Origin of the sequence: Chelatococcus sp. GCM10030263 (genome assembly GCF_042666455.1) — a bacterium.
In the GTDB taxonomy this organism is placed as follows: Bacteria; Pseudomonadota; Alphaproteobacteria; order Rhizobiales; family Beijerinckiaceae; genus Chelatococcus.
The window spans coordinates 41,607-55,331 of sequence record NZ_JBHTDB010000007.1 but is presented as its reverse complement, the minus strand read 5'-3'; the positions used below and the strand labels follow the sequence as shown (position 1 = coordinate 55,331).

Here is a 13,725-nt window from a genome sequence, read left to right as displayed (position 1 = left end):
TGTGGCTTTCCCCCGTCGCCTTACCGAAGGTAGCGGTGCACGAGCCGCCCCGCAACATAAGTCATGAGAACTCTGCCCTGGAGCCGTGCCTCGTCGAAGGGCGAATTCTTGCTGCGCGAGCGCAGCTCACGGGCATCGAGCGTATAGGGGTCGTCGGGATCGAGGAGAATGAGATCGGCGGGCGCACCGCGCGCCAGGCGCCCCTGCGGCAGGCCGAGGATGTCCGCCGGGCGCACCGCCAAGGCCGCGAGCAATCGCGCGAGCGGCATCCGCTCGTCATGGACGAGGCGCAGTCCCGCTGCAAGCAGCGTCTCCAGGCCGATTGCGCCGTCCGCGGCCTCCGCGAAAGGCAGGCGCTTGGTCTCGACGTCCTGCGGATTATGGTCCGACACGACCACATCGATGGTGCCGCGCGCCAGCGCCTCGATGACCGCCTGCCGGTCGTCCTCGGCGCGCAGCGGCGGCGACAGCTTGAGGAAGGTGCGATAATCGCCGATGTCGAGCTCGTTCAGCGAGAGATGGTTGATGGAGACGCCGCAGGTCACCGCGAGCCCCTCGTCCTTCGCCCGCGCCACCAGCGCAACCGACTCGGCCGTCGAGATCATCGCGGCGTGATAGCGGCCGCCGGTCAGCCGCAGGAGCCTCAGATCCCGCTCGAGCATGATGATTTCCGCCTCGCGCGGAACACCGGTAAGGCCGAGCCGCGTGGCGCGCTCGCCGGCATTCATCACCCCCTCGCCGACAAGGTCCGGCTCCTCGGTATGGTGCAGGATGAGCACGTCGAGATCGCGGGCATAGGTGAGCGCCCGGCGCATCACCTGGGCGCTGGTCACGGAGCGCGCCCCATCGGTGAAGGCGACAGCGCCGGCATCGCGCAACAGCCCGAATTCCGTCATCTCACGGCCCGCCAGCCCCTTGGTGAGGGCCGCCGCCGGACAGACATTGACGATGGCGGTGTCGCGGGCCCGGCGCCGGATGAATTCGACGATCGCCGGATCGTCGACGATCGGATCGGTGTCAGGCATGCAGACGATGGTCGTGACGCCACCGGCAGCCGCCGCCTCGCTCGCGGTCTTGAGCGTCTCACGGTGCTCAGCCCCGGGCTCGCCCACGAAAGCGCGCATGTCGACGAGGCCTGGCGCCAGCACGGAGCCGGCGCAATCGACGATCTCGGCCCCCTCCGGCCCCTCAGGCGCGGTGCCCCAGGCAATGTCCGCGATCACCCCGTCCTCGACGAGGAGCGAGCCCGCGCCGTCGCGGCCGGTCGCAGGGTCGACCAGGCGTGCATTCCTGAAGAGAAGGGCTCGGGCAGACATGGCAATCCTCTTGCGAACCGTGCCTTTAGCGGATCGTGCCTTTTGCAGACCGGCCGCTCGCACGCGCTCAACCGTTCGGCAAATGGCTGCCGAGCGCTTCGAGCACCGCCATGCGCACGGCAACCCCCATTTCGACCTGCTCGCGGATAAGCGACTGCGCGCCGTCCGCGACCTCAGAGTCGATTTCAACGCCGCGATTCATCGGGCCCGGATGCATGACGAGCGCATCGGGCTTGGCATGGGCGAGCTTCTCACGGTCGAGCCCGTAGAAGTGGAAATATTCCTTCACCGAAGGCACGAAGGAGCCGTTCATGCGCTCGCGCTGCAGGCGCAGCATCATCACGATATCCACATCGGCGAGCCCCACGCGCATATCGGTGAAGATGTCCACCCCGAACCGGTCGAGCCCGGGCGGCAGGAGCGTCGAGGGGCCGATGCAGCGCACACGCGCGCCAAGGGCCTGGAGCAGCAGGATATTGGATCGCGCGACGCGCGAATGCAGGATGTCCCCGCAGATCGCCACCTGCAGCCCTTCGATGCGGCCCTTGTTGCGGCGGATCGTCAGCGCGTCCAGGAGCGCCTGCGTCGGATGTTCATGGGCCCCGTCGCCGGCATTGACCACCGAGCAGTCCACTTTGCGCGCGAGCAGATGGACCGCGCCGGCCGCGTGGTGGCGAACGACGATGATGTCCGGTCGCATGGCGTTGAGGGTCGCGGCCGTGTCGATGAGCGTCTCGCCCTTTTTCACGGAGGAGGACGCGACGGGCATATTCATGACATCGGCGCCGAGACGCTTGCCGGCGATCTCGAAGGACGATTGCGTGCGTGTCGAGGGCTCGAAGAACAGATTGATCTGGGTGCGGCCGCGCAGCGTGGCGCGCTTCTTTTCGACCTGCCGGCTGACCTCCACGGCTGCTTCCGCCCGGTCGAGAAGACCGATGATCTCCCCGGGCGTCAGCCCCTCGATTCCGAGGAGATGGCGATGAGGGAATTCGGGCGGGCGATCGGCAGTGCGGGCGGCTGTCATCTTGAAGCCATCGCTATAGGCGGAGTCGATCTGGGCAACAAGATCACTCGTGGCTGAATCGACAGTTCGCTACCCACGCCCCAGGCTCAAAGCGGTGATCGGACTTGACTTCAATGCGCGAATGCCGCATCTCCCAGTTAAGCATGGCTGGGCGGCGCCCGGCCCTTTTCATTTGCCCCGCGGGCGACCGCGCAGATATTCGCCGAGAGGTGCTTCGCCATGGCCAAGGCCACGACCATCAAGATCAAGCTCGTGTCGACGGCCGATACCGGCCACTTCTACGTCACGAAGAAGAACGCGCGCACCATGACCGACAAGCTGACGATCAAGAAGTTCGATCCGGTCGCGCGCAAGCACGTCGAATACAAGGAATCGAAGATCAAGTGAGATCCGCCACCCGGGTCTGACGCTTGTGGGCGTGTTCAAGGGACCGCCCAGCTTCGACAATAAAAAAGGACGCCTCAGGGCGTCCTTTTTTATTGCGGTCGTCGTTGAAGGTGGCCGGCCGGAAACAGCGTGCGAGGAGGCCACGTTCGCCGTTTCCAGGCCGGCCGAACCCCACGGGTCCCAGGAGATGCGGCGGACCTGAGCATTCCGTAGGGTAAGAGAGGGGTGCGCAGTCGCTGCACACCGTCATTTCGAAAACACTAGCGATCCCCCCGACGAAAGCAATGCTCTCATCACTTTCCCGGTGAATAAGTATGCGTCAGGGTTAAGTTTGCAGGAGTTGCACGCCGAAAGGCAGCGCGGCCCAAGTTCTGGAAAACCTCAGGCTGCCGCGGCAACCACCCTGTTGCGGCCGGCTTGCTTGGCCTGATAGAGCGCGAGGTCGGCGCGCTTCAGAAGGTCCGCAGGGGTCTTGTCGGACGGCAGCCGGGACGCTACTCCGATGGAGACCGTCACGCCGATCTGCTGGGCGCCGCCGCGGATCGGGAATGGTTCCGATTCCACCCGTTCGCGAATGCGCTCGGCCACCGCTTGCGCCGCCTCGAGCGTCACATCGGGGACGAGGATCACGACCTCCTCGCCGCCGAACCGCGCGACCACATCGACGCCGCGCGTGTGGGTTCTGATCCGGCCGGCGAATTCCTTGAGCACCTCGTCTCCGACGTCATGGCCATGGCCATCGTTGATGGTCTTGAACCGGTCGATATCGAGAACGAGGAGGACGAGTTGCCGGCCGGCAAGCTCCGGCGCCTCGAAATAGGCCGCGAGATGGCTGTCGAGATAGCGGCGGTTGTAGAGCCCGGTCAAAGCATCGATGACGGCGAGTTGAAAGGATGCCTGGACGCTCTCGCGCAGCCGATCGGCGAAACGCTTGCGCCGCACCTGCGTGCGAACGCGCGCCACCAGCTCGTTGCGGTCGACCGGCCTGAGCAGATAGTCGTTCATGCCGATGTCGAGGCCGCGCAGGATGCGCTGCTTGTCCTCGGCGCGGGCCATCATGAGCACGACGGCATTGCGCGTGGCCTCGACGGCGCGTAGCTGCCCGCACAATCTCAGGCCGTCGAAACCGTCGATGTCGAGATTGGCGAGAATGACGTCATAGCTCTCCTCGGCGGCGCGCGCCAAGGCCCGCTGCGGGTCGGCTTCGCTGTCCACGCGATGGTAAGGGGCGAGTGCTGCGACGAGCCGCTCGGCGGTCGCGGGGCGATCCTCGATGACCAGAATGCGCGCATTCTGGCCCGTTTCGGCCGTGGCGACCGCGAGCGGATCCCGAAAGCCATACATCGGCGAGGCCATCACGCGGCTGCGCAATTCGTCGGTCACAGCCTTGAGGCGAACGAGACTGCGCAGGCGAGCGATCAGCGCCATGTCGTCCACAGGCTTCGTCAGGAAGTCGTCCGCGCCGGCTTCAAGCCCCCTCAACCGATCGCTCGGCTGGTCGAGGGCGGTGATCATCACCACGGGGATGTGGACGGTAATAGGCTGCGTCTTGAGTGTCCGGCAGACCTCGAAGCCGTCCATGCCGGGCATCATCGCGTCGAGCAGCACGATATCGCAGCGATTCTGCTCGCAGATCGCCAGAGCCTCCGGTCCGTCCGAGGCGCTGATCACGTCGAAATACTCGGCCGACAGCCGCGCCTCGAGCAGCCTCACATTGATGGGCGAGTCGTCGACGACGAGCACACGGGCGGACATTGCTTTCTCCGCTCAGGCCGCGTCGAGATAGTTACGCACCGTCTCCAGAAAGCGCGAGACGGAGATCGGTTTCGACAGGTAAGCTTCGCAGCCGCCTTCCCGAATCCGCTCCTCGTCGCCCTTCATGGCAAAGGCCGTCACGGCAATGACGGGAATAGCCTTCAGCTCGTCGTCGGCCTTGAGCCAGCGCGTCACCTCGAGGCCGGAGACCTCGGGCAGCTGAATGTCCATGATGATGAGATCGGGCCGGTCGCTGCGCGCAAGCTCCATGGCCTCGATTCCGTTCGACGTCTTCAGCGTCGCGTAGCCATGGGCTTCGAGGAGATCGCTGAACAGCTTCATGTTGAGCTCATTGTCCTCGACGATGAGCACCGTCTTGCGCATCAGCAACCCCCATACCGCAGATCGCGATGGATGAGGATCGCATCGATCTCAATCCATGCACGTGACCGATTCCAAGACGCAAGAGCATGATGCCGCCCATGAGCCGATGTCCACCTTATCACGGCCGGGACTTTCGCTTCAGCATCATCCGGTGGTGTAATCTGCGCGGCAACGGCATCGCCGATCATTAGCACGGACCCGTTGACGAAACACAAACTTGAGCCCCACATCAAGGCAGGACGAGACCATGGCTACCCATCGCACCGCCCCGCCCCCCGACCCCGAGGAGATCGCCGTCCAGGCGCTGTCGTTCCTTGCGAGCGACCCCGAACGCTTGGGCGCCTTTCTCGCTGCCACTGGACTTGGGCCGGAGACGATCCGCGCCAGCGCCCGGCAGCCCGGCTTCCTCTTGGCCGTGCTCGACCATCTCGCGTCCGACGAGGGCCTTCTCCTGACCTTCGCCGCCAATCTGAGGCTCGATCCGGCGGCGGTAGCGAAGGCACAGCTCCAGCTCGCTGCAGCCGTCGATCGAGGCCGGCGTCCGTGAGCACCCTGGCGACACGCGCCCTCTGTCGCGATTGTCTGACCGATACAGCCGCCGTTCCGCCCCCTCGACGGTGCGCCAGCTGTGGCAGTCCCCGCCTCATCATTCATCCTGAGCGCGACGCACTCGACATCGCCCATGTCGACTGCGATGCCTTCTATGCCGCGATCGAAAAGCGCGACGACCCTTCGCTCGCCGTCAAGCCCGTCATCATCGGCGGCGGCAAGCGCGGCGTCGTATCCACCGCCTGCTATGTCGCACGCACTTACGGCGTCCGTTCCGCTATGCCGATGTTCCAGGCATTGAGGGCCTGCCCCGACGCGGTCGTCATAAAGCCGGACATGGCCAAATATGCCCGCGTCGGTCGCGAGATCCGGCAGATGATGCTGGAGCTCACGCCCCTGGTGGAGCCCCTGTCGATCGACGAGGCCTTCCTCGATTTGAGCGGCACGGCCCGGCTTCACCATGCGAGCCCCGCCGTCACCCTCGCCCGTTTCGCGCGACGGGTGGAGCAGGAAATCGGCATCACGGTCTCGGTCGGGCTGTCGGTCAATAAATTCATGGCCAAGATCGCTTCCGATCTCGACAAGCCGCGGGGCTTCACGATCATCGGCGCGGCCGAAGTCGAGAGCTTTCTCGCGGACAAGCCCGTCTCGATCATCTTCGGCGTCGGCGCGGCCATGGTGGAGAAGCTTCAACGCGCCGGCATTCGCCGGATCAGCGACCTGCGGGCGGCCTCCCCGGCGACCCTTCTGGCCCTCATCGGACGTGAAGGCGCGCGCCTCAAGCGGCTCGCGCATGGCCTCGACGACCGTCGCGTCAGCCCGGACCGGGAAGTCAAAGGCCTCTCGGCGGAAACGACCTTCAGTGAAGATGTGAGCTCGGCCGAGGCTTTGATCCCCATTCTCTGGCGCCTCAGCGAGAAACTCTCGGATCGGCTCAAGAAGGCGGAGTTTGCCGGCCGTTCCGTCACGCTGAAGTTGAAGACCGCCGACTTCAAGCTGCGCAGCCGCTCACGCTCCGGCCTGCCCCCGACGCAGCTTGCGGGACGCTTGTTCGAGGTCGGACGCGAGCTCCTTCTGCCCGAATTGACGGGCACCCGCTTTCGCCTGATCGGCATTGGCGCTGCCGACCTCTGCCCAGCGGCCGACGCCGATCACGGCGATCTCGCCGACCAGACGGTGAAACGCCAAGCGCGCATGGAACGGGCGGTCGACGATCTCAGAGCCCGCTTCGGCACCGACGCCGTTTTCAAGGGCATCGTCTTCGACCACCGGCGGAAGCACTGAGCAACGCCCGGCGGCATCGGCTCGGCGCGGACGAAGCTCCCGCCGACCCTGCCGGCCATGATCAGTCGCAGGTCGAGGATTTCAGGAGCTGAAGCTGCTTCAGCTCACCCTTCAGGGTAAAATCATTGTACTGCAGCGCCAGCGAACGGGCGATCCCATTCTCGTAGAGGTCGAAGGACACGACATAGGTCGGAAGGCTCTCGCCCCTGAGCTTTGCCGGCCCGAAATAGCTGACCGACACCGGCCAGTGGGGCACATTGTCGAAAGCGGCGTTCATGGCTTGAGACGTCGTCTTGCCGGTTTCCACGGTGGCTCCCCCGGCCGCCGTTGCGCCAGACCGCCCGATCACGGCCAGCGTGTCGTAGGATTTTCGCCCGTCGTCCGACCCGTCGAAGACGCGTGCGGACACCAGCCTCTCTCCGCTCTTGGCGGCGCCGATCAGTTTCGCCAAATGCGCCATGGGAAAGATGATATCGCCGTTCAACTGAACCTTGCCGCGGCGTGGCTTCGTCAGCCTCACCGCGAGACCGTCTCCGCGACGAACGGCGTCGCCGTCGACCACCTTGCGCGCCTCCCGGCCGTTGCGCGTCTCGGTCTTGAAGCGGAATTTAGCCCCGCGCGGGTCCTCGAAGGTGGTGGTCCGCATGTCTGTCGCGACGGTGCCGCTCTCGCTTTCCAGCACGAGGACCTGGCGGGTTGTCGAGGCATATCCCTCGCAAGCGCCGCCCGTGACCTCGTAGACGATTCGCCCCCGCGCCGATTGCACGCTGCCGCTGTCGTCGGCGAGCGACAAATCATAGACCGCGCGATGCGCCGCAAGCGGAACTGCGGGGCCCTGCGCCTGCGCCGGGACGATCAGCCACACTGTCGCGAGAGCTGCAGGTGCAAGCCATACTCTTGTCATCACAGGATCCTTCAATGCCCCGCCCGATATTAGAGCTTGAGGACACCTGATCAATGATGGCCTTGCGAAGCGGGTGTGGCTGAGCGACAACCCCGAACGAGACAACGAACGGCTTCGTGCCGCAACGCCTCATTGCAAAGGGACCCTGCTTCATGAGCCGCATTGCATCCAAGCTCGCCGAACTCGGCATCGTCCTTCCAACGCCGGCCGCGCCCGTGGCGAACTATGTGCCCTATGTTCAGAGCGGCCGTCTGCTCATCATTTCCGGCCAGCTCTGTCTCGGCCCCGACGGCAGGATCGCGGATTCGTACAAGGGCAAAGTCGGCGCCGAGGTATCGCTCGAAGCCGGACAGGCGGCGGCACGGCTCTGCGGCATCAACCTTCTCGCCCAGGTGCATGCCGCGCTGGGCGACCTCGATCGCGTACGACGGGTCGTACGGCTCGGCGGCTTCATCAATTCAGCCCCGGACTTCGGCGCTGTGCCCGGCGTGATGAATGGCGCCTCCGACCTGATGGTGGAGATCTTCGGCGATCTCGGGCGCCATGCGCGCAGCACCGTCGGCGTGGCGCAGCTCCCCCTCGACGCCGCCGTCGAGGTGGAGGGCATGTTCGAGGTCGCGTAACCGATGGCCGCCCCCGATTGGCTTACCGCCCGACCGGTTGCCCATCGCGGTCTGCACGACCGCAAGCGCATCATCGAAAATACCGCCGACGCGGCCGAGGCTGCAATCGCCAAAGGCTTCGCCATCGAATGCGATGTCCAGCTGACGGCAGACGGCGAGGCTGTCGTCTACCACGACTTCATCCTCGATCGCCTGACCGAGGGGTCGGGCCGGCTCGACGCGCAAACGGCCGCGGCCCTGGCAGCCGTGCCCTACAAGGCGACCGGAAACCGCATCGAGCCACTCGCGGCCTTTCTCGACCGGATTGCCGGGCGTGTGCCCGTCGTCATCGAGATCAAGAGCCGCTTCGACGGCAATCTGACCCTCCTTCGTCGAACAGTCGAAGTGGTCCGGGAGCGCTCGGCGCCTCTTGCCCTCATGTCTTTCGACCCGGATCTGGTGGAGGCCCTGCGGGACCTTGCGCCTTCGGTGCCGCGCGGCGTCACCGCCGAGGCAACCTATGACGACGCCGATTGGGGCCATCTCAGCCCCACGCGCCGGCGCGATCTCGCGCATTTTGCGCATGTCGGGCGTACGCGCCCGGATTTCATCGCCTGGCATGTCACAGACCTGCCGAACGGCGTGCCGACCATGGCGCGCTATTTCGGCATGCCCGTGCTGACCTGGACGGTGCGCAGCCCGGCCGACCGGGAGCGCGCTGCCGCCCATGCCGACCAGATGATCTTCGAGGATTTCCTACCCTGATCGGCAACAGCGCCGTTTCCTAAAACGACGCGTGGCCGTTATGCTGCCATGATGCCGTTCTTCCGTAACGGGATGTCCCTCAATCGCCAACCGCGGCGGTGGCTTCACCCATGAGCAGCCCATTGTCCATCAGCGCGACGGGCTCGATCGCCAGCGTCGCTGCGGCGGATTGGGATCGCTGCGCCAATCCCGCCTCTACGGCCGAGATCGCGCTGGAAAGATCGCCTGCAAGCATCGGCCAGGACTCGGCAAATCCGGCTGGCCCTGCAGGCCCGAGACCGCCATCCCCCCGCTCCGTTGAATCGCTCTCTGAAGATCCTGAATCCAGCTGTGAGACGACTAAATCAAAGTCTCAGCAAGAGCGGCATAACCCCCTCATTAGTCACGCTTTTCTCAAAGCACTGGAGGATTCGGGGTCGGTTTCGCCGAAGACCGGCTGGGCGCCTGCCCATGTCCTGGTACACCGCGCCGGTGAGCTGATTGCCGCCGCCCCCACCTACATCAAATCCCATAGCCTCGGCGAATATGTCTTCGACCACGCCTGGGCCGATGCCTATGAACGCGCCGGCGGCGATTATTATCCGAAGCTCCAGGTCAGCGTGCCCTTTGCGCCCGCCACCGGTCGCCGCCTCCTCGTCCGCGCCGGCATCGATCAAGGCGAGGCGCGGACCACCCTGGTCAAGGGTTTGCGTGCGGTCAGGGAGCGCCTCGGCGCTTCCTCCATCCACGTCACCTTTCTGCCCGAAGACGAATGGCAGGCGCTCGGGGCCGCTGGCTTCCTGCAGCGCACGGACCGGCAGTTCCATTGGGACAATGAGGGCTATCCGACCTTCGACGACTTCCTCGGCGCGCTCGCCTCACGCAAACGCAAGACCATCCGCCGCGAGCGGCGTGATGCCCTGGCGCCTGGGATAGAGGTCGAGTGGCTCACCGGGTCGGATATCCGCGAAGCCCATTGGGATGCCTTCTTCACCTTCTATCAGGACACCGGCTCGCGGAAATGGGGGCGGCCTTATCTGACCCGGCGCTTCTTTTCGCTGGTTGGCGAAGCGATGGCCGATCGCATCCTGCTCGTGATGGCACGACGGGCGGGCGCCTATATCGCGGGCGCGCTTAATTTCATCGGCGACGACGCGCTCTACGGCCGCCACTGGGGCGCCATCGAGGAGCATCCCTTTCTGCATTTCGAGCTGTGCTATTATCAGGCGATCGACTTTGCCATCCAGCGCGGCCTGAAGCGCGTGGAAGCCGGCGCGCAGGGCGAGCACAAGCTGGCGCGCGGCTACCGGCCGGTCCTGACCTATTCGGCTCATGATCTCGCCGACCCGGCGCTCCGCCGGGCGGTGGCCGCCTATCTCGAGCGCGAACGTCTCTATGTGGCGGAGGAGGCCCGCGCGCTCGATGACTTCACGCCCTTTCGTCACGCGAGCGATACCGAGCGCCAAGAGTAGGCGCATCCCCACAGATGCTCTTGACGCTGCCCGCGACGGCTGCGACTCCTTGCTGACCAGCGAGTAAGGGGTGATTGTCGTGACGGCCTATGACCCGAATAATATCTTCGCCAAGATCATCCGAGGGGTCCTGCCCTGCGAGCGTGTCTTCGAAGATGAGCATACGCTCGCGTTCATGGACATCATGCCGCAAGGCGACGGCCACGTCCTCGTCGTGGCGAAATCGGCCTCACGCAATCTCCTCGATGCCGATCCGGCCGTGCTCGGGCCGCTCATGGTGACCGTCCAGCGCCTCGCCAAGGGCGTGAAGGCGGCCTTCGGCGCCGATGGTGTCACCATCATGCAGTTCAACGAAAGCTCCGCCGGTCAGACCGTGTTCCACATCCACGTCCATGTCATCCCGCGCTGGAACGACGTTCCGCTGCGCGGGCATACCGGCGAGATGGCGGACCCCGAATTGTTGCGGACACAAGCCGACAAGATCCGGCGCACCATCGGCTTCGTCGGTTTCACCGGCTGACCGGCCTTGATTTTGGCGGATTCGGGAGCTGGGCGGAAAAATAGAAGCGGGACGGCCGCACAAGGCAAGCCATCCCGCTCGGGAGCAACGGATTACGGCACGTTGTTGCCGCTGCCGCTCGTGAGATCGCGAATGAGCGCCCGCGCCGGCTCCTGGAAGGCTCCGTAGAGCTGGGTGCCGACCCACCACGTCATGATCACGACCATCGGCACGACGATCCAGGCAACAATTTCCTCGAAACGTTGCCGGCTGCGCCGCCGCTCGCGGCGGCGCTGAAAGTAAGACGCCACGAGGTCAGCTCCTGATCAGGGGCACCTTCGGCACAGTACGCACCGCTAGCGCCCCGCCACCACCGTCATCGCCCGAGCTTTTTGGCCGACGCGGCTTGCCCGCGCCCGGCTTTTTCGGCGAAGACGACCGCGGCTTGGCACGCTTTTTCACAGCCTCCGCGACGTCGGGCTCCGGCTTCGGCGTCACCGGTCCCTCGGGGAACTCGAAGCCGAGCGTCTTCGTGCCCTTCTCGTCCGTCTCGACGACAACCTTGACGGCGCCTCCGCCGCGCAGCCGCCCGAATAGCACGGCATCGGCGAGAGGCGTCTTGATCGTCGACTGAATGAGACGGGCCATCGGCCGCGCGCCCATCGTCTCGTCATAGCCGTGCTCGACCAGCCACTCACGCGCCTCTTCGCTGAGCTCGATCGTGACATTGCGATCGGCGAGTTGCGCCTCGAGCTGCAGCACGAACTTGTCCACCACCTTGGAGACGACCTCCTTGGGCAGGTGGCCGAAGGAAATGGTCGCGTCGAGCCGGTTGCGGAACTCCGGCGAGAATAGCTTGGAGATCGCCTCCTGGTCGTCGCCTTCCCGCTTGGTGCGCGTGAAGCCATAGGCAGGCTTCACCATGTCGGCGGCGCCCGCATTCGTCGTCATGATCAGGATGACGTTGCGGAAGTCGACCTGCTTGCCGTTGTGGTCGGTCAGTTTGCCGTGATCCATCACCTGCAGGAGCACGTTGAACAGGTCCGGATGCGCCTTCTCGATCTCGTCGAGCAGGAGGACGCAATGCGGATGCTGGTCGACGCCGTCGGTGAGCAGCCCGCCCTGGTCGAAGCCGACATAGCCGGGAGGCGCACCGATGAGCCGCGAGATGGTGTGGCGCTCCATATATTCCGACATGTCGAAACGCAGGAGCTCGACCCCGAGCGCATGACTGAGCTGACGGGCGACTTCCGTCTTGCCGACACCGGTCGGTCCCGCGAAGAGATAGCAGCCGATCGGCTTCTCTCCGTCGCGCAGGCCGGCACGGGCCAGCTTGATGGCCGACGAGAGCGCCTGGATCGCCGTGTCCTGGCCATAGACGACCCGCTCCAGCGTCTCATGCAGATGCTGCAGCACCTCGGCATCGTCCTTGGAGACGGTCTTGGGCGGAATGCGCGCCATCGTGGCGATCGTCGACTCGATCTCCTTGACGCCGATGGTCTTCTTCCGCCGGCTTTCCGGGACCAGCATCTGCGAAGCGCCGGTCTCGTCGATGACGTCGATGGCCTTGTCCGGCAATTTGCGATCGTGGATATAGCGCGCCGAGAGTTCCACCGCCGCCTTGATGGCGTCGTTGGTATAGCGCAGCTTATGGAAATCCTCGAAATAGGGCTTGAGCCCCTTCAGGATCGCGATCGTGTCGGGGACGCTCGGCTCGTTCACGTCGATCTTCTGGAAGCGACGCACCAGGGCCCGGTCCTTCTCGAAATACTGCCGGTACTCCTTGTAGGTCGTCGAGCCGATGCAGCGCAGCGTTCCCGAGGCGAGGGCCGGCTTCAGAAGGTTGGACGCATCCATCGCCCCGCCCGAGGTTGCACCAGCGCCGATCACCGTATGGATCTCGTCGATGAACATGATGGCGTTGGGATGGGCCTCGATCTCCTTCATCACCTGCTTCAGGCGCTCTTCGAAATCACCTCGATAACGGGTGCCGGCGAGCAGAGTGCCCATGTCCAGGGAAAAGACCGTCGCATCGGCGAGCACGTCTGGAACGTCGCCTGTCACGATCTTGCGCGCCAAGCCTTCGGCGATGGCCGTCTTGCCGACACCGGGATCGCCCACGAGCAAGGGGTTGTTCTTCTGCCTACGGCAAAGAACCTGGATGGTGCGCTGGATTTCGGGCTCGCGCCCGATCAAGGGGTCGATGCGCCCGTCCCTCGCCTTCCTGTTCAGGTTGACGCAATAGGCTTCCAGGGCATCCCCCTTCTTCTTGCGCTGGCCCTCGGCCTCCTCGGTATTGGCAGATCGGCTGTCGCTTTCCTCGTCCGTCCCGCGGGATGGCCGATTTTCCGACAGCCCCGGCCGCTTGGCAATGCCATGGCTGATGTAGTTGACCGCGTCGTAGCGCGTCATGTCCTGCTCTTGCAGGAAATAGGCCGCATGGCTCTCGCGCTCGGCGAAGATGGCGACGAGCACATTGGCGCCTGTCACTTCTTCGCGACCCGAGGACTGCACATGGATCACGGCCCGCTGGATAACGCGCTGGAAGCCGGCGGTCGGCTTTGAATCCTCGCGTCCGTCGGTCACCAGGTTCGTGAGCTCGGCGTCGACATATTCGTGGAGATTACGGCGGAGCGCTTCGAGATCGACATTGCAGGCGCGCATCACCGCCGCCGCATCCTGATCGTCGATCAGGGCGAGAAGCAGATGCTCGAGCGTGGCATATTCGTGATGCCGCTCATTGGCAAATGCGAGAGCCCGGTGCAACGCCTGCTCTAGGCTGCGAGAAAATGTGGGCAACGT

At 64.8% G+C, this 13,725-nt stretch carries 14 protein-coding genes; 7 read left to right on the top strand and 7 right to left on the bottom strand.

What is annotated here, in order from left to right; genetic code table 11:
- Window positions 1-20: 20 nt before the first annotated feature.
- On the bottom strand, window positions 21-1,316 hold the full coding sequence (locus ACFQU1_RS16460) for a dihydroorotase (protein ID WP_378134544.1): 1,296 nt from the start codon (window positions 1,314-1,316) through the stop codon (window positions 21-23).
- 67 nt (window positions 1,317-1,383) lie between these two features.
- Complete coding sequence (locus tag ACFQU1_RS16455) at window positions 1,384-2,343, bottom strand: aspartate carbamoyltransferase catalytic subunit (RefSeq protein WP_378134542.1); 960 nt, start codon at window positions 2,341-2,343, stop codon at window positions 1,384-1,386.
- Window positions 2,344-2,562: 219 nt separating this feature from the next.
- Between ACFQU1_RS16455 and rpmG the strand changes: the two genes are divergently transcribed.
- Window positions 2,563-2,730 carry a 50S ribosomal protein L33 gene (gene rpmG / locus ACFQU1_RS16450; RefSeq protein ID WP_378134540.1) on the top strand — a complete coding sequence of 56 codons (168 nt, stop codon included), beginning with the start codon at window positions 2,563-2,565 and terminating at the stop codon, window positions 2,728-2,730.
- A gap of 381 nt (window positions 2,731-3,111) precedes the next feature.
- Here rpmG and ACFQU1_RS16445 read toward each other — a convergent pair whose 3' ends face one another.
- Both ACFQU1_RS16445 and ACFQU1_RS16440 read right to left on the bottom strand, forming a co-directional pair.
- Window positions 3,112-4,485, bottom strand: coding sequence for a PleD family two-component system response regulator (locus tag ACFQU1_RS16445; protein ID WP_378134538.1), 1,374 nt, complete (start codon window positions 4,483-4,485; stop codon window positions 3,112-3,114).
- Window positions 4,486-4,497: 12 nt separating this feature from the next.
- Window positions 4,498-4,869, bottom strand: a complete 372-nt coding sequence (locus ACFQU1_RS16440; protein ID WP_378134536.1) for a response regulator — start codon at window positions 4,867-4,869, stop codon at window positions 4,498-4,500.
- A gap of 247 nt (window positions 4,870-5,116) precedes the next feature.
- On the opposite strand from ACFQU1_RS16440, the gene ACFQU1_RS16435 reads away from it, so the two are divergent.
- Both ACFQU1_RS16435 and ACFQU1_RS16430 read left to right on the top strand, forming a co-directional pair.
- On the top strand, window positions 5,117-5,416 hold the full coding sequence (locus tag ACFQU1_RS16435) for a DUF3572 domain-containing protein (protein WP_378134533.1): 300 nt from the start codon (window positions 5,117-5,119) through the stop codon (window positions 5,414-5,416).
- Window positions 5,413-6,702 carry a DNA polymerase IV gene (locus tag ACFQU1_RS16430; protein ID WP_378134531.1) on the top strand — a complete coding sequence of 430 codons (1,290 nt, stop codon included), beginning with the start codon at window positions 5,413-5,415 and terminating at the stop codon, window positions 6,700-6,702. Before ACFQU1_RS16435 ends, ACFQU1_RS16430 begins: the two co-directional genes overlap by 4 nt.
- Before the next feature lie 61 nt (window positions 6,703-6,763).
- Here the strand turns inward: ACFQU1_RS16430 and ACFQU1_RS16425 are convergent, their stop codons facing one another.
- Window positions 6,764-7,606 (bottom strand): cell envelope integrity EipB family protein, encoded by an 843-nt coding sequence (locus ACFQU1_RS16425; RefSeq protein WP_378134529.1) that lies wholly within the window; start codon window positions 7,604-7,606, stop codon window positions 6,764-6,766.
- Between the two features lie 152 nt (window positions 7,607-7,758).
- Here ACFQU1_RS16425 and ACFQU1_RS16420 point away from each other — a divergent pair, with 152 nt between their 5' ends.
- The 4 genes from ACFQU1_RS16420 (at window position 7,759) to ACFQU1_RS16405 (ending at window position 10,944) form a co-directional block, all read left to right on the top strand.
- Window positions 7,759-8,229, top strand: coding sequence for a RidA family protein (locus ACFQU1_RS16420; RefSeq protein WP_378134527.1), 471 nt, complete (start codon window positions 7,759-7,761; stop codon window positions 8,227-8,229).
- Window positions 8,230-8,232: 3 nt separating this feature from the next.
- Complete coding sequence (locus tag ACFQU1_RS16415) at window positions 8,233-8,973, top strand: glycerophosphodiester phosphodiesterase family protein (RefSeq protein WP_378134525.1); 741 nt, start codon at window positions 8,233-8,235, stop codon at window positions 8,971-8,973.
- A gap of 110 nt (window positions 8,974-9,083) precedes the next feature.
- Window positions 9,084-10,424 (top strand): GNAT family N-acetyltransferase, encoded by a 1,341-nt coding sequence (locus tag ACFQU1_RS16410; protein ID WP_378134523.1) that lies wholly within the window; start codon window positions 9,084-9,086, stop codon window positions 10,422-10,424.
- A 79-nt stretch (window positions 10,425-10,503) separates the two neighbouring features.
- Window positions 10,504-10,944 carry an HIT family protein gene (locus ACFQU1_RS16405; RefSeq protein WP_378134966.1) on the top strand — a complete coding sequence of 147 codons (441 nt, stop codon included), beginning with the start codon at window positions 10,504-10,506 and terminating at the stop codon, window positions 10,942-10,944.
- A gap of 92 nt (window positions 10,945-11,036) precedes the next feature.
- Here the strand turns inward: ACFQU1_RS16405 and ACFQU1_RS16400 are convergent, their stop codons facing one another.
- Both ACFQU1_RS16400 and clpA read right to left on the bottom strand, forming a co-directional pair.
- Window positions 11,037-11,234: a hypothetical protein gene (locus ACFQU1_RS16400; RefSeq protein ID WP_378134521.1), complete on the bottom strand. Its 198-nt coding sequence runs from the start codon at window positions 11,232-11,234 to the stop codon at window positions 11,037-11,039.
- 4 nt (window positions 11,235-11,238) lie between these two features.
- Window positions 11,239-13,722, bottom strand: a complete 2,484-nt coding sequence (clpA, locus tag ACFQU1_RS16395; protein ID WP_378134519.1) for an ATP-dependent Clp protease ATP-binding subunit ClpA — start codon at window positions 13,720-13,722, stop codon at window positions 11,239-11,241.
- Window positions 13,723-13,725 lie beyond the last annotated feature (3 nt).

Excerpts from the sequence above, each read along its gene's own strand:
- ACFQU1_RS16425 (WP_378134529.1), bottom strand. The coding sequence starts at position 7,606 with ATGACAAGAGTATGGCTTGCACCTGCAGCTCTCGCGACAGTGTGGCTG.
- ACFQU1_RS16440 (WP_378134536.1), bottom strand. The coding sequence starts at position 4,869 with ATGCGCAAGACGGTGCTCATCGTCGAGGACAATGAGCTCAACATGAAG.
- ACFQU1_RS16445 (WP_378134538.1), bottom strand. The coding sequence starts at position 4,485 with ATGTCCGCCCGTGTGCTCGTCGTCGACGACTCGCCCATCAATGTGAGG.
- ACFQU1_RS16420 (WP_378134527.1), top strand. The coding sequence starts at position 7,759 with ATGAGCCGCATTGCATCCAAGCTCGCCGAACTCGGCATCGTCCTTCCA.
- ACFQU1_RS16460 (WP_378134544.1), bottom strand. The coding sequence starts at position 1,316 with ATGTCTGCCCGAGCCCTTCTCTTCAGGAATGCACGCCTGGTCGACCCT.
- rpmG (WP_378134540.1), top strand. The coding sequence starts at position 2,563 with ATGGCCAAGGCCACGACCATCAAGATCAAGCTCGTGTCGACGGCCGAT.
- ACFQU1_RS16455 (WP_378134542.1), bottom strand. The coding sequence starts at position 2,343 with ATGACAGCCGCCCGCACTGCCGATCGCCCGCCCGAATTCCCTCATCGC.
- ACFQU1_RS16435 (WP_378134533.1), top strand. The coding sequence starts at position 5,117 with ATGGCTACCCATCGCACCGCCCCGCCCCCCGACCCCGAGGAGATCGCC.
- ACFQU1_RS16410 (WP_378134523.1), top strand. The coding sequence starts at position 9,084 with ATGAGCAGCCCATTGTCCATCAGCGCGACGGGCTCGATCGCCAGCGTC.
- ACFQU1_RS16415 (WP_378134525.1), top strand. The coding sequence starts at position 8,233 with ATGGCCGCCCCCGATTGGCTTACCGCCCGACCGGTTGCCCATCGCGGT.